This window comes from Clostridia bacterium, from assembly GCA_024653205.1.
Classification (GTDB): Bacteria; Bacillota; DSM-521; order Neomoorellales; family SLTJ01; genus JANLFO01.
Genome location: JANLFO010000013.1, coordinates 1 through 13,605, shown reverse-complemented (window position 1 = coordinate 13,605; position 13,605 = coordinate 1). Strand labels below are relative to the sequence as shown.

Here is a 13,605-nt window from a genome sequence, read left to right as displayed (position 1 = left end):
ACACGCCTACTGGCGGACTCAAGGTCTCAGCCTAATCGCATGCCACGACGCAACTCCTCAAGCTTGACGAAGTGCCGGATGCGGACCCGCATGTCCAGTAGTGCGAGAGGACGGGGGCTAGCCCCCTTCCATTCGATTCCATTCGATTCCATGGAGAGGCACTAGGACCTTCGAGCCCTTCCCCCCAGAAACTGAAGCCACCGGCCACGACTACCCTTGCTGCCTCTAAAGGATGGCCTGTTCGGCCAGGTAAATGATTACGTCATTTGAGGCCAGCAGCAGGTTGGGATCGGGATTAGTCAGGATTTTGCCGTCCCGCGCCAGGCCCAAGAGAATGGCCCGTCGCCGGTAAAGACTTTTTAGCGCGCTGGCAAAGGTCTGGCCCACCAGTTCTTGCGGTAACGTGGCCTCATAGATCTCGTTGCCCCGCTGGGTGGTGAGAATTTCCCGTATCATCTCAATGGCGTAACGCGAAATGCTGGCCTGGACCAGAAGGCGACTGGACATCTCTCCAGTGCAGATGATGGTGTCCGCTCCGGCCCGTTGCAAGTGCTGGCGGTTCCTGGGGTGGAGAATCTCGGCACTGATCCAGCAGTTCGGGTTTAGGTGGCGCACGGCCAGTGTGGTCAAGGCAGAGTGGGCATCGGCTTCGGCCTCAGGCAAACCGGCCTCGGCCAGGACGATAACGCCCCGGGCTTGGCCGACGTTGGCCCTGCGTAGATCGGCCTCATCGGTGCTGTTTCCCCTAATGAAGTGTACCTGGGGATAATTACTCAGGGGGTTTTCCTCAAAATTGGCAAGCAGGACAATCCTCGCCGTGGGGTTCAGAGCCAAGAGCTCGTCCACGACACTGAGGGCCTTAAAGCTAAAGTCGCAGATAACATAGTGTCCTCGCCACGTCACCGCCAGCCTTCCCCTTTCGTGTCGCAAAATTTGTTCCAGGAAGGTGCCGGCCAGGTACCCAAAGGCACCGATGCCTCCTACCATCGTGAGCAGGGCGATTACGCGCCCTCCGGTAGTTACCGGGAACTTATCGCCGTAGCCAACGGTGGTAATTGTTACCAGACTCCACCACAACCCATCGCTCCAGGCCTGAAACTGGTCGTTGACATCCCGTTCAAAGTAAGTGACTAACGTTGCGCCTGCGAGTACTAGAATTACGAGGAATAGAGCTACCTTCCAGTAGCGGGAAGCTGGGCGTGGGCCCCGCCAGAGACGCCGCCACAAGAGAATCAGGAAGCTCAAGGGACAACTCCTTCCAGATTAGAGATCAGACGGGTTTTGCCACCGAAGCCGATATTTTTTTTGAGCGATGCGCAAAGGACGCCTTTCTTTTACCTCCATGGTGCACTTCGCCTTTAGCCGAAAGATTCCTTCCCGACTGCAATCAAGCGCAGTTGGCAGAAGCGGCGGCATTGTCCCAAGCGTCGTAGAAAATGAAGGGTTGCTGGCGTTTTCGGTGGCCGTTGGGTTCCAGGTCGATTAAGTTAGTGAATCGGTTCCTGGGCAATGAGCGGGTAGTGATAGACAAGGCCGTCATACCGTTGATTAACTGGCTTGCGGCCACGAGTCCGAGGGTGGACCCGATACGGGCTTTGGCTCTATATGACCGCCTGTGTGCCGGGATGACCGGCCATCACCCGGCACACAGGCGGTCGTCCCGGTAGGCGCACCTATCCCGGTGGTTGCAAACCGGGCAGCGCCCGGGATTGACTTCCGCCATGGGCAGCGGCCCCATTTTTACGGCAAAGGAAACCGACTTCCGGGGGAGCATCATGTGGCCGCAGGTCAGGCGGACCCCGACCGGCTGGCCGGGGAAATGGCGGAAGATCAGTTGTTGCTCCTCTACCGGCCAATTGCCGTAACCCGGGCTGAAGCGGCGGGTGGTGTACCATCCTCGCTCCTGGGCCAGCCGGTCGATTTCCTCGTTGGCGGCGTTTGCCACGGCTTCGGTCGCCGCCGAGCCGATGGCGTCCACCACCAAGGCGGTGGCGGCATCGCCCCGGCGAAAAAGCTCTGATATCTTTTCTTCCACCCTTTCCCCGACCGTGCACACCGCCAGGGCCACTTCCCGGGCATCGGCAAAAATCTCTCGGGAGGAAAGGAGATCAGTCGGTACCACCCGGTAGACGGCGCGCGGCACCAGCCACTCGCGGGCCGTCTCCATCTGTTCTTCCACCATCCTGCGGAGACGAGAGGAAACCTGCCCCACGTGTTTGCAGCCCAGGTAACGGTAGACCTCCCGCCGGGACACCACCAACTGCTGGGGGTCAAACTCCAGCTCCTTCAGACCACGCAAAGAAATCACCACCCCACGGCTTTCCGGAGCAGGCGCACGGCTTCCAGGGCATCGTCGGCGTAAATATCCGCACCGATGCGGGAGGCAAACTCCGGGGTGACCGGAGCCCCACCGACCATCACCTGCAACCCGCCGTTCCTCAGGCCGGCCGCCTCGAGGGCAGTTATGGTCCGGGCCATGGCCGGCATGGTGGTATTGAGCAGCGCGGACATGCCCACAAACTGGGGCTGGTGTTCCTGGCAGGCCAGCACGAAGTCCTCCGGCTTGACGTTTACCCCCAGGTCGATCACCTGAAACCCGTTGGCGGTTAGCATCATTGCCACCAGGTTCTTGCCGATGTCGTGAATGTCACCCTCCACCGTACCCAGAACTACCTTGCCCCGCAGCCCCGCGCCTGACTGGCCGGCCTCCAGGTGCGGGCGCAACAGTTCCAGGCCTGCCTGCATGGCCTTAGCGGACATCATCACCTCGGGCAAGAACATTTCCTGTTTCCCGAATTTCTCTCCCACCACGCCCAGGCCTTTCAGCAGGCCCTCCTGCAGAATGGTGTCTGCCGCCAGACCTTCACTCAAGGCCTGCTCTACCAGTTGTTTGACCGTTGCCGCCTCCCCCTCAATAACGGCTCGGGCAAGCCGCTCTAAGTCTGCCACCTTAACACCCCCCAAAGAAACTCCGGTTAGGCCAGCTCGCCCCGGCGGTACGCCCGCAGGTAACCGGCACACATCGGGTCCTGCCCGGCCAGGGCCAGGCTGGCGACCAGTGCGGCGCGCAATCCCCGGTCCAGGGGATCGAGGATGACGGAATCCAAACCCACGGCCACGGCCATGCTCAGGAAGGCGCGGTTCAGGACCTTCCTGGCCGGTAGGCCGTAGGAGATGTTGCTCAGCCCCATGGTGGTCTGCCACCCCTGCCGGCGGAGGCCGGCAAGGGTTTCCAGGGCGGTCCGCCCGTAGTCCGCGGCCACGCTCAGGGGCATCACCAGGGGATCAAAGTAGAGCCGGTTGGCCGCCATACCAGCCCTCTGGGCGGCGGCAAAAAGCTCCCGGCAGTTGGCCAGCCGTTCCTCCGGATCCCGGGGTATCCCGGCGTCCGAGACCGGCAGAACGATGGCCAGGGCTTCGTACCGGGCCGCCAGTTGGAGGAAGGGTTCTAACCAGTTGCTCTCCAGGCTAATGGAATTCACCATGGCCCCCGGGCCGGCGGCTTGCAAACCCCGCTCCAGCACGGTGGGGTCCGTGGTATCAATGGCCAGGGGTTTATCCGTGACTTCCCGGATGACTCCTATAGCCCACTCTATGTCTGCGGCCTCCCGCTCCACATCGCCCAAGCCGGCAGCCACGTTCACGTCCAGGTAGTCAGCACCGGCCCGGACCTGGTTTGCGGCCAGCTCCTGGATTACCTGCCGGTTGCGGTTTAGAACCGCCTCCCGCACCGGGCGGCGGGCAGCGTTTATCAGCTCGCCGATGATTAAGATACCTATCCCTCCCGTTGATTTTTCCGTCTGCCGGATCCTGTTCGACCCGACATTGATGCCACGGGCCTTCACTAAGGCCCGCCCCAAAGAAGAGCCTACAGGAGCAAATGGCCCAGACGGCTACGGATGTTGGCCTCCACTCGGGCCTCCAGGGGTCGGGGTCGGTGCTCGGCCAGGATTTCCCTGGCCTTTTCCCGCGCCCGGGCGGCGGCATCCTTGGCCCCGTCCTGCTCCCATCCCCGGCGCAGGCGCCGGTCCGCTAGCGTGGGGAAGTAGAGTTCACGCCGGAAATTGCGTACCGTGTGCTCCTCGGCGAGAAAGTTCCCGCCCGGCCCCACCTTCCTCACCACCTCTTCGGCCAGGGTTTCCTTGGTTACTTCAATGCCGCGTACGGCCCGCAGACACATGCCTAGAATGTCGTTGTCAATCACCAGTTGCTCGTAGGAAATGGTGGTGCAAAACTCCAGGAAACCGGCGGCATCGTGGATGTAGTTGGCTCCGGCCAGGGCCACCATCATGGCGGTAGCCGCCTTTTCGTACCCGGCCTGCACGTCCGGGACCTTGGCATCGCTCATGCCGGCGGTGGCGTAAATGGGTAGCCGGTAAAATTGGGCCATCTGGGCCGAAGCGGCGTTGAGCAACCCCATTTCCACACTACCGGAAAGATAGCACCCGGTCTGCATGTCCATGGTACTGGCTACGGTGCCGTAGATGGTGGGGCTACCGGGGTTCACCAATTGGGCCAGTACCACTCCGCTCAGGGTTTCCGCATTGCTGGTGGCTATCGTGCCGGCCAGGGTTACCGGGCTGGTGGCCCCGGCCAGGGGTTCGGCGGGGCAAACCAGGGGGATCCCTTGGCGGGCTACCTCCACCTCCAGGGCCGAGTAAGTTTCGTCTAAAACCAAAGGGCTCATGACGCAGGTAATCATGGAGATTAAAGGCCGCTCCCGCAGCGCTTCGCGGCCGCCGGCGATCTCTTCGGCCATGGCTACTACGTCGCGGATCCCCTGGATGGTGTATACGCCGCCCATGACGTGCTTGGAGGTATTGGTCAGGGCCGAAAAGAAGCGGTTCACGTCTACCTTCTCGGCCGGCACCCCGTCGGGGTAGGCCGGGATGACGTAAAACTGGATGTTTTCCAGGGCGTCCACCAGCCGGGCCAGTTGCCGCAGGTCGTCCATGCCGGCCGGACGGCGCCGCCCGGTCTCCAGATCCAGGACGTTCAGCACCGTGCCACCGGTGCCCAGATGGGTTCGCTTTCCTTCCAGCAGCAGGTCGTATTGGTCTTCCCGACCGCAAAGGACGACCGAGGAAGGGGCGGTGTCAATGGCGTCTTCCAGCATGGACCTGGGGATGCGGACTACGGCCCTCTCCCGGTCCACCGGGGCGCCTTTTTCGGCAAAAATCTCTAGCACCTCGGCATTGGGAACCTTAACCCCCACTTCCTCCAGCAGCCGCACGCTCACCTCGTGGATGGCACGGATATCTTCCGGCTTTAACGGCTGGTACTGTCCTCCCTCGTAACTCTCGAGCAAGGGAAACCTCTCCTCCCCAGCAACCTACTTTTCTACCCGCAGGATGGCCACCAGGCCGTGGCCCAGGCCTTCACCCACCTGACCCTCAATCTCCAAACCGCGCAAAGCCAGCGCCAGTTGGCGCTCAAAACACCAGGCCCTGGCATCGGGGGCCAGCCTCTCCGCCGCCCGGGCCGCAGCCACCAGCCCCTCTGCCAGGGGGGCCGGAACCCCTGCCGGCAGCTCCGTCCCCTTGGGGTCTGCTCCGGCCTCCAGGGCACCCAACAGGGCCGCGGCCAAATCCACCAGGCGGTTCCAGTTATCGGCCATCCCGGCCAGGACCCGGTTCTGATCCGGGAAGCCCTCCCGGGGATGGCATTCCAGCTTCAGGGTCGCGAGATCAGTCCGCACCCCCGGTTCCAGCAGAGAGTTTACCGCCCGTCGGAGGGGAAGGGCGTAAGCATTGTACTGCCGGGTGTCCATGTGCCGGCCGACAAACACCGAACGATCAAAGAAGCTGAGTATGCGCAGCCCGGCGTGGCCCCTTTTGCCGGCCCGCTCTACCACCCGGGTTACCTCCGGCCGGCTCATCAGCCGGAGCGGGAAGGAAGTGTACGGCTGCTTTTCCCGGTTGGCATCAGGAGCCAGGTAGGAGATGACGTAGTTTATGGTGGGTACCTGTTCCACCTCGTGGGTCCAGAGGCTCTGCCACTCGTAGGAGTAGCGGCCGAGCCAGTCGCCCACCACAATTGCCCCCGGCGGCGCCTGGGCGGCGATGTTCACCAGTAATTGTTCCAGTTCGGCGTCATCACAATGAGAGAGAGTACCGTAGGAGGTGAAATAAAGGTCAAATCCGCGGCCGCCCGGCCCGGAGGGCAATCCCTCGCAGAAGTTGGCTCGAGCAAATTCCACCTTCCCGGGTACGCCGTATGAGGCTCGGCCTTCCGCCAGGAGTTCCTCGTTCAGGTCAATGCCTAGGTAGTAACCGATGGCCTCCGGTCCGAGGAGGGAGGGGCAGTGGTCTTCCCACGCTACCCGGCTGGCCGGCAGTTTGGCGAGCAGTTCGTAACCGTCCCCGCTACCGCAACCCAGGTCGAGGATACTGAGGCCCCTCCCGCGGCGCTTCCTGTCGGCCACGAGCTCCTCCAGAAAGGGAGTGATAAAATAAGCAGTGACCCAGTCCTCCCAGTACAGCCGCACGTTGTCGTATTTTCCCAGGAGGCCGGTAGGCCTGGCGTAACGACCGCTGGCTACGGCCTCCTGATAGGCTGCGCCTGCTTCCACAACTTCCACCTCTTTACCTGACGGATCCCCACTTCTTTGAGGGCAGTGCTGGTTTTGCCCGAGTACCTGAAGCGTGCCGGGTACCGAACTGGGTGAGAGCGAGCGCGGAGGCCGGTCGGAGGCCAAGGATGGCCGGAGCCGCGCCGGCGCCATGGACGGGTTCTTGCGCGGGAAGCCGGCCGAAGCGCGAAGGTCGAACCCTAGTTCGGTCGGCTAAGCGACCGGTACGAGGGGGAAACCAGCACTGCCCCGGGACGAACTGGGGATAACTCAGCCTCTTTACGCCTTGACGGGCTCAAAATTCCCCCGAAAATACCCCGTGGCAAAGCGGGTAAGAGCTCTAACCCGCGACCAGCTCGGCCGCGAACTTTTCTGCCAGGGCCACGGCGGCAAAGGCATCGCTGCCATGGGCGTCCGCGCCGATCTGGCGGGCAAATTCGGGAGAAGTGGGGGCTCCCCCGATCATGACCCTGACCCGGGAACGCAGGCCCCGGCGTTCCAGTTCCGTAACGGTGCTGGCCATGAAACGCATGGTAGTGTCCAGCAGAGCGGATAGACCGACGATCTGCGCCCCTTCCGTGGCTACGGCCTCTGCGATCCGCGCCGCCGGCACCCCGACCCCCAGGTCGATTACCTGGAACCCGGCGCCCCTAAGCATGATGCCCACCAGGTTTTTCCCAATGTCGTGCTGGTCCTGCTCTACCGTGGCCAGCACCACCCGGGCCCTCTTACTCCCCCGGTCCTGGCCAACCAGGAGAGGCTCGATGATCTCCATGGCTGCCGCCACGCTCTCAGCGGCAGACAGCATATCCGGGATGAAGTACTCGCCTCGCTGGTATTTCTCGCCCACGATTTGCATGCCGCGGCTGAGACCCTTCTGGATTATGCTCTCCAGGGGTAGGCCGGCGGCAATGGCTTCCTGGACCAACTCCCGGACACCCGGCTGGCCCACCAAGCCCTCGTCCAGACCTTCGTCTTCTGCGGTACGGCGGCCCTGCACCACATTGGCCGCAATCCGTTCCAGCAAATCCACCTGACCGTATCCCCTTTCCACGCTCCTAGTGCGCCAAACTCGATACCTGCACCTGCCCTCACCCACGCCGAGACGCCGGTTAGCCCCCATAACTTCACTGCCGGTCAGCCTCCCTTAATACCTCCGGCTCTGGGGCCGGCAAAACGGCCTCTTTGGTGTAGGGATTGAGCCGGGGTAAAATGCCCGGTACGCGGGCAAAAATCTCCCGACATATTTCCCGCGGGAGGCAGCGAGGCGGCCGCGCCAGATAGGTGTGCAGTTGTTGGTGCGCCCGTAAGAGGGCCTCGTCCGTCAGCCCCTGGCTGGAGAAGGGGTAGGTAGGGAAAACCTTCCCCTGGTGTACGAGTCGGCGGGTGTAACGCGCGTAAAGGCGGTGGGAACTGGCCATGACCCGGCGCACGGTATCCAGTACCTGCGCCCCGGTTTCCTCCGTCACCTCCGGCTGTCGCCACAACTCTTTGATCATGCCTATATGCCAGTTATCCAAAATAGCCTGTTCGGGGCAGAAAGCCTGTGTTTCTTCCAGGAGGCCGAAGGCATAATGGATAAGGGCCGGACCGCTGGGGGTAATGTAACCATAACTGAGCATTTTCTCTGCCGTGGCTTGAATACCGGGGATCCTGGCATCCGCCACCCCGGCGGTTGAATAACAAGGCAGCCCGTAGAATCGGGCCATCTGCACGCAGTCTACATTGTAGTGACCGAACTCCGGCACCCCGTACATGTCGTGTAGGGTATCCATGCGCGCCCGCACCGGCACGCTGCCGTAAAGCACCGGGGCCCCCGGTCGGGCCAACTGGCTCAGGACAATCCCGGCCAAGATCTCGGCATTGATCTGGGCCACCATCCCCACTTCCTCTATGGGCGCGGTGGAACCCCCTTGAGGGGAACTGGAGATGACCACGGGAATGTCGCGACGTACCATCTCCAGCATTTTCTGGGTACTGTCGTCCACCAACTGCAGCGGGCTTTTTACTACACAGGTAACAAAGGAAATGAGCGGGTTTTTCCGCAGTTCCCTCGGCCCGCCGGCAATGATCTCCGCCATTTTGATTACAGGGTCAAGTTGTCCCAGAGAGGTTAGGCCGGCCATGACGTGCTTGGTGGTGTAGTTAAGGCAGGCAAAGAACTTGTTTACGTCTTTGTTATCCTCGTCGATATCCTCGTCCTGAATGTTGACCGGCCGCAGGAAAAAGTCCAGGTTATCCAATTGCTCGGCCAGGTGGGCCGCGCGGGCCAGGTCAGCCACCGTTCCCCGCCGGCGCCTGACCGTCGGATAGATTATCTCCCGTGCGGGGTCGTCTTTAGCTACAAATACCTCCGGCTGGATCTCCAGCCAAAGATTAGTTTCCGAACCGCTGCCAAAGTAAACTCTGGGCTGGTCGGCATCCAGCTCTAGGATATTGCTCTCCTCCCTGGCCCCGAGGCGTACGCGGCGGGGAGCCGATTCCAGGGCCCGGTTCACCAGCTTCTCCGAGATATGGACCCACCAGGCCGGAAAGGCAAAACCCTCCGTGGGCTTCACCCTCGCTCCGGCAGCACCCAGCAGCTCTGCGGCTTCCCGGTTGAAAACCAACAAGCCTGGCTCTTCCAGCATCTCCAGGGAAAGACGGTGAATAAGTTCCACCTGCTGCTGGTTCAGCCGCCTAAGAACCGGATCCACCAGAATTCCCCTCGGTTGCGGCAAGAAGCACCCCACCTCCTACCAGGCAACTTACAACTCAATATTAGCAGATAAGTTGTTGGTTGTAAAGAGCAATCCACCCTGAAAAAGGCATTTGCTCTAGGGGATTGGTAGACGGTGTAGAGGCGTAGTGGGTAGTGAGCCGCCAGCACCTAACCGGACGAGATGCAAGAAACGCTGCCGGCAGGAAAGCTGGCCTCCGGGCAGCGTCGGTTGCAGGAAGCAGGTCGCTGTTTACGTTCCTGCCTGCCAGGAGCGGAGGTATTCCTCCTGGGCGGACGTTAACTTTTCCAGCTTAATGCCCATACTGGCCAGCTTTAGCGCCGCCACCTGCCGGTCTATCTCCTCCGGCACCCGGTAGACCTGCCTCTGCAATTCCTTGGCCCCGCCTTTGTAAAGCCATCCCACGGCCAGGGCCTGATTGGCAAAGCTCATATCCATGACCTGGGCCGGATGCCCTTCGGCCGCCGCCAGGTTTACCAGCCGGCCCCCCGCCAAAAGGTAGAGCCGGCGGCCGTCGGCCAGGCGGAATTCCTCCACGTTTTCCCTTACCCGCTCCCGGGAAGCGGCCAGGGAGCGCAGCGCCTCAAGATTTATTTCCACGTCAAAGTGCCCGGCGTTGGCCAGAATGGCCCCGTCCTTCATGAGCCGGAGATGTTCCTCGTCTATTACGTGCCTGTTGCCCGTAACCGTGCAGAAGATGTCGCCCAGACGGGCCGCTTCCTGCATGTCCGTAACCGGGTAACCGTCCATGGCCGCTTCCAGGGCGTGCAGCGGGTCGACCTCCACCACGATAACCTTGGCGCCCAGCCCCTGGGCACGCGCCGCCACCCCCCGGCCACACCAGCCGTAGCCCACGACTACGAAGGTGCTGCCGGCCAGAAGATAGTTCGTAGCCCGGATTATACCGTCCACCGCCGACTGCCCGGTGCCGTAGCGGTTGTCAAACATGTGTTTGGTGAGGGCGTCGTTGACGGCGATTACCGGATAGCGCAACACCCCGGCCTCGGCCATGGCCCGGAGGCGGATCACCCCGGTGGTGGTTTCCTCCGTGCCGGCCATTACTCCCTCCAGGAGTTCCTGCCGTTGGCGGTGCAGGGTGCTGATCAGGTCCGCGCCGTCGTCCATGGTTATGTGGGGTTTGGTGTCCAGTACCTGGTGGATGTGCCGGTAGTAGGTTTCGTCATCTTCTCCCCGGACGGCGAAGGTAGGTATGCCGTACCTTTGGTTAAGGGCGGCGGCCACATCGTCCTGAGTGCTCAGGGGGTTGGAGGCGCACAAGGCCACTTCCGCCCCGCCGGTTTTCAGCACCCGGACCAGGTTGGCCGTCTCGGTGGTGACGTGGAGGCAGGCACCGATGCGCAGGCCGGTTAGAGGTTTTTCCTCCTCCCAGCGGCGGGCAATGGAAGCCAGGACCGGCATATGGCGCTCCGCCCAGCGGATGCGGCGCTCGCCCGTGAGGATCAGTTCTTCATTGGTCATGTTAACACGGAGCTCCTTTCTTTCTACAATAATACAATAATAGTTACTCACTGTACTTCACTTATACCGGCCGGGCCTCGGACAGGGCACTGGCGCAGGCGCAGCGGTTTTCGCCGGGTAGCGCCTAGGCTAAGGTTCCCCTAACTGGATAAGACCCGTAACGGCTACCAGCCTTCGACACGCTGCCGGTTTTCTCCTACTACCGGGTAGTAGTTTCTCAAAGCGTCCACAACGCCCGTTTGGCGAGAACACCGGAGCGCCTTACCAAGGGGTCCAACGGCCTATTATTCGAACCAGCTCGGGTTGAGGATAAAACTGCCGGAAGATGCGGTAGTAATAAAGTTCTTCTTTGGAGTACAAGGTAACTTCAGGGGTAACCTGACGCTCCCGGGTGAATGCCTCGTCCGTAATTTCGCTGGCAATCATTTGCGCCATCACTTCTGCCATTCCCGATCCCTGGCTAAATTCATCTTTGCGCCGGTTAATGATCTCCTCCGGCAAATCAGCCCTGAAGGCCTCCCGTAGAATCCACTTTTCCGTCCCTTCCGGGCTAATCTTCCATTCTACCGGGAGGGAGACGGCCAGGCGGATCAGTTCGTAGTCCATGAAAGGCAGATTGCATATCAGGCCGTGGGCGGAAGTCATGCGGTCCACCCGCTGAAAACCCATACTATGTCCGGTCTTGAGCAACTTCTCCATCTCATTGATTTGATCCTGAGGAGATTTGGTTTTCAAATAGTGATAACCTCCGAAAAGCTCGTCACCGCCCTCACCCATAAGTACATAGTCCAGTCCGTGTTCCCGCACTGAACGGGCCGCAAGATAATTGGCCACCGCACTCGGAACCAGAGACCAGTCAAAGGATTCCAAGTGATAAATCACTGTGGGCAGAATGTCTTTTAGTTCCTCGGGTCTATAAATGTATTCGTGATGCTCCAATCCGAGGCTTTGGGCCACCTTTCTGGCATATATCAAGTCCAGGCTTCTTTCGTGACCCACGGCAAAACTCTTGACTTCCGCACCTAAACTGCAGGCCATGGCGGCCACAATACTGCTGTCCAGGCCCCCACTCAAAAGGATACCAACCTTCCCCCTGGCGGGTAGACATTTGGCTACCGACTTTTGTAAAATAGTCCGCAGGCGGAGGCACGCCTCATTTAAAGAAGTTGGCGTTATTGCTTTCTCTTCTTGTTCTTTCTCTCTGTAGCACACTAGCCCCTCCGAGGAATGAAAGTAGTGCCCGGGCGGAAAGGGTTCTATGCCTTCACACCTGTTTACTAGGGCTTTCATTTCGGAAGCGAAATATAGGGTGCGGCCCCGGCGACCCCAATAGAGGGGCTTTAACCCGTAGCGATCCCGCGCCACCAAAAACTCTCCCTCGGCCGAAACCAGGCATAGGCCAAACATCCCCTCCAGGATAGGGAGAAACTGCTGGCCGGCCGCGCGGTAAAGGGATAAGAGTTCAGGCGGGCCCAGCCGCCGGTTCGAGGGAGTCGCGTCCTGTCCGTGGTTGTATACCAGCCCATCCAGGGCAATGACGGCGCCCTCTTCGGCGCAAAAGACCTCTTCATAAGCATTCGCCGCCACATAACCCACCGCACCCTCCGGGGATTGGAAGTTACAAAACCCTTGTCCTGCGGGCCCCCGGTGCTTTATAAGGGCCAACATCTCTTCGGGCTCGGTGGATTTGTGCTCGCCATGTATCGCTATCACTCCACCCAATGAAGGCATCTCCTTTCCAGGATATTGGCCTAAGAGGGCAGTTATCCTTTCCGCTATAGGTAATTAATCTGGGTTATGGAGGCACTCACCTGTTCCGTTGCTCGTTGATAACTCGTGCCAGGTCGCTTATAGTTCTGATACCTAAAGCCTCGGCATCAGACTTGCGCATCATAATGGTGTAAGTGTTGTCAAACGGAGCATAATCCAACCACACCAAGTTGTGTTTGGCCAGATCTTCTTCCTTCACCTTGGCAAAGCACTGCTCTGCATCGGTAAGAGGCTCTTCGTGTCCCAGATGTACCAGCCAGGCAGTGCCGGTGTATTCCCAGTACAAATCAATCTCACCGTTCACCAGCGCCTTGCGGGCTACCTCTGTTCCGGCCAAACCGGTCTTGTCGACGGCTTCAAATCCGGCATCGGCGAGGGCCTGGAGGGTCATAGCTCCCAATATCAGCTGCTCCGTAAACTCCTTGGAGCCCACCACGATCTTTCCTTTAGTAGGTGCGGGCGCCTGTTCCTTTACAAGCCCTTTTTCTAGCAACCATTGCCGGGCGACTTCCTTCGGGTTCTTTTGCTCCACATCCACCTGAGCGTTAAGGTTGATCATGGTTTCCGTATCCAATAAGGAGCTAATCCTTCCTAAGACCACTTCTAATTCAGGGTAGCGGTCTATAACTTCCTTGCGTACTACCGGCGCCGGGTTGTATACCGGGAAGAACTTTTTATCGTCTTCCAGGTTAACCAGGTTAAAAGCTGCAATCCGACCATCGGTGGCAAAACCCATGGCTGCGGCTACTTGGCCGTCCTTTAGGGCGCCGTAGGTGACTCCCAAATCCATGGTCTTGACCTCGTCAAACTCAAACCCGTAGACCTCCTGCAATTTGGGTAGCCCGTCGGGCCGTACGGAGAATTCGTGATCGGTGGCAAAGGTCCATTTGGTAACAGTCCCCGGACCTTGCTCTGGTTGGCCGCCGCATCCGGAGACGGCACCCACCAGAAGAAATAGCCCTAGGAACAATGCCGGGAGTTTTCCCCCTCGAGCTTTAATCAATGCCAATACCTCCTATCTCAATGATTTAGCTTTCAACTCCTCCAAACTCCCGCGCTCATAGA

The 13,605-nt window shown here is 60.2% G+C and carries 11 protein-coding genes; all 11 read right to left on the bottom strand.

The window, feature by feature from the left end; genetic code table 11:
* Window positions 1–225 precede the first annotated feature (225 nt).
* On the bottom strand, window positions 226–1,227 hold the full coding sequence (locus NUV99_07730; protein MCR4419998.1) for an ion channel: 1,002 nt from the start codon (window positions 1,225–1,227) through the stop codon (window positions 226–228).
* Window positions 1,228–1,636: 409 nt separating this feature from the next.
* Complete coding sequence (locus tag NUV99_07725) at window positions 1,637–2,299, bottom strand: hypothetical protein (GenBank protein ID MCR4419997.1); 663 nt, start codon at window positions 2,297–2,299, stop codon at window positions 1,637–1,639.
* A gap of 5 nt (window positions 2,300–2,304) precedes the next feature.
* The gene (locus tag NUV99_07720; protein ID MCR4419996.1) at window positions 2,305–2,949 is read right to left on the bottom strand and encodes a corrinoid protein; all 645 of its coding nucleotides are present in this window, start codon (window positions 2,947–2,949) and stop codon (window positions 2,305–2,307) included.
* Between the two features lie 26 nt (window positions 2,950–2,975).
* The gene (locus NUV99_07715) at window positions 2,976–3,845 is read right to left on the bottom strand and encodes a dihydropteroate synthase (GenBank protein ID MCR4419995.1); all 870 of its coding nucleotides are present in this window, start codon (window positions 3,843–3,845) and stop codon (window positions 2,976–2,978) included.
* Window positions 3,846–3,868: 23 nt separating this feature from the next.
* Window positions 3,869–5,308, bottom strand: a complete 1,440-nt coding sequence (locus NUV99_07710) for a trimethylamine methyltransferase family protein (protein MCR4419994.1) — start codon at window positions 5,306–5,308, stop codon at window positions 3,869–3,871.
* Between the two features lie 24 nt (window positions 5,309–5,332).
* Window positions 5,333–6,571, bottom strand: coding sequence for a class I SAM-dependent methyltransferase (locus NUV99_07705; GenBank protein MCR4419993.1), 1,239 nt, complete (start codon window positions 6,569–6,571; stop codon window positions 5,333–5,335).
* Window positions 6,572–6,911: 340 nt separating this feature from the next.
* Complete coding sequence (locus NUV99_07700) at window positions 6,912–7,604, bottom strand: corrinoid protein (GenBank protein ID MCR4419992.1); 693 nt, start codon at window positions 7,602–7,604, stop codon at window positions 6,912–6,914.
* 94 nt (window positions 7,605–7,698) lie between these two features.
* Window positions 7,699–9,291 carry a trimethylamine methyltransferase family protein gene (locus NUV99_07695; GenBank protein MCR4419991.1) on the bottom strand — a complete coding sequence of 531 codons (1,593 nt, stop codon included), beginning with the start codon at window positions 9,289–9,291 and terminating at the stop codon, window positions 7,699–7,701.
* Window positions 9,292–9,522: 231 nt separating this feature from the next.
* A complete protein-coding gene (gene ahcY, locus NUV99_07690) occupies window positions 9,523–10,770 on the bottom strand; it encodes an adenosylhomocysteinase (protein MCR4419990.1) in 1,248 nt (415 codons plus the stop codon).
* A gap of 261 nt (window positions 10,771–11,031) precedes the next feature.
* Complete coding sequence (locus NUV99_07685; GenBank protein MCR4419989.1) at window positions 11,032–12,060, bottom strand: asparagine synthase-related protein; 1,029 nt, start codon at window positions 12,058–12,060, stop codon at window positions 11,032–11,034.
* A 517-nt stretch (window positions 12,061–12,577) separates the two neighbouring features.
* Entirely contained in the window at window positions 12,578–13,543 is a 966-nt protein-coding gene (locus NUV99_07680) for a glycine/betaine ABC transporter substrate-binding protein (protein MCR4419988.1), read from the bottom strand.
* Window positions 13,544–13,605 lie beyond the last annotated feature (62 nt).

Excerpts from the sequence above, each read along its gene's own strand:
- ahcY (MCR4419990.1), bottom strand. The coding sequence starts at position 10,770 with ATGACCAATGAAGAACTGATCCTCACGGGCGAGCGCCGCATCCGCTGG.
- NUV99_07685 (MCR4419989.1), bottom strand. The coding sequence starts at position 12,060 with ATGAAAGCCCTAGTAAACAGGTGTGAAGGCATAGAACCCTTTCCGCCC.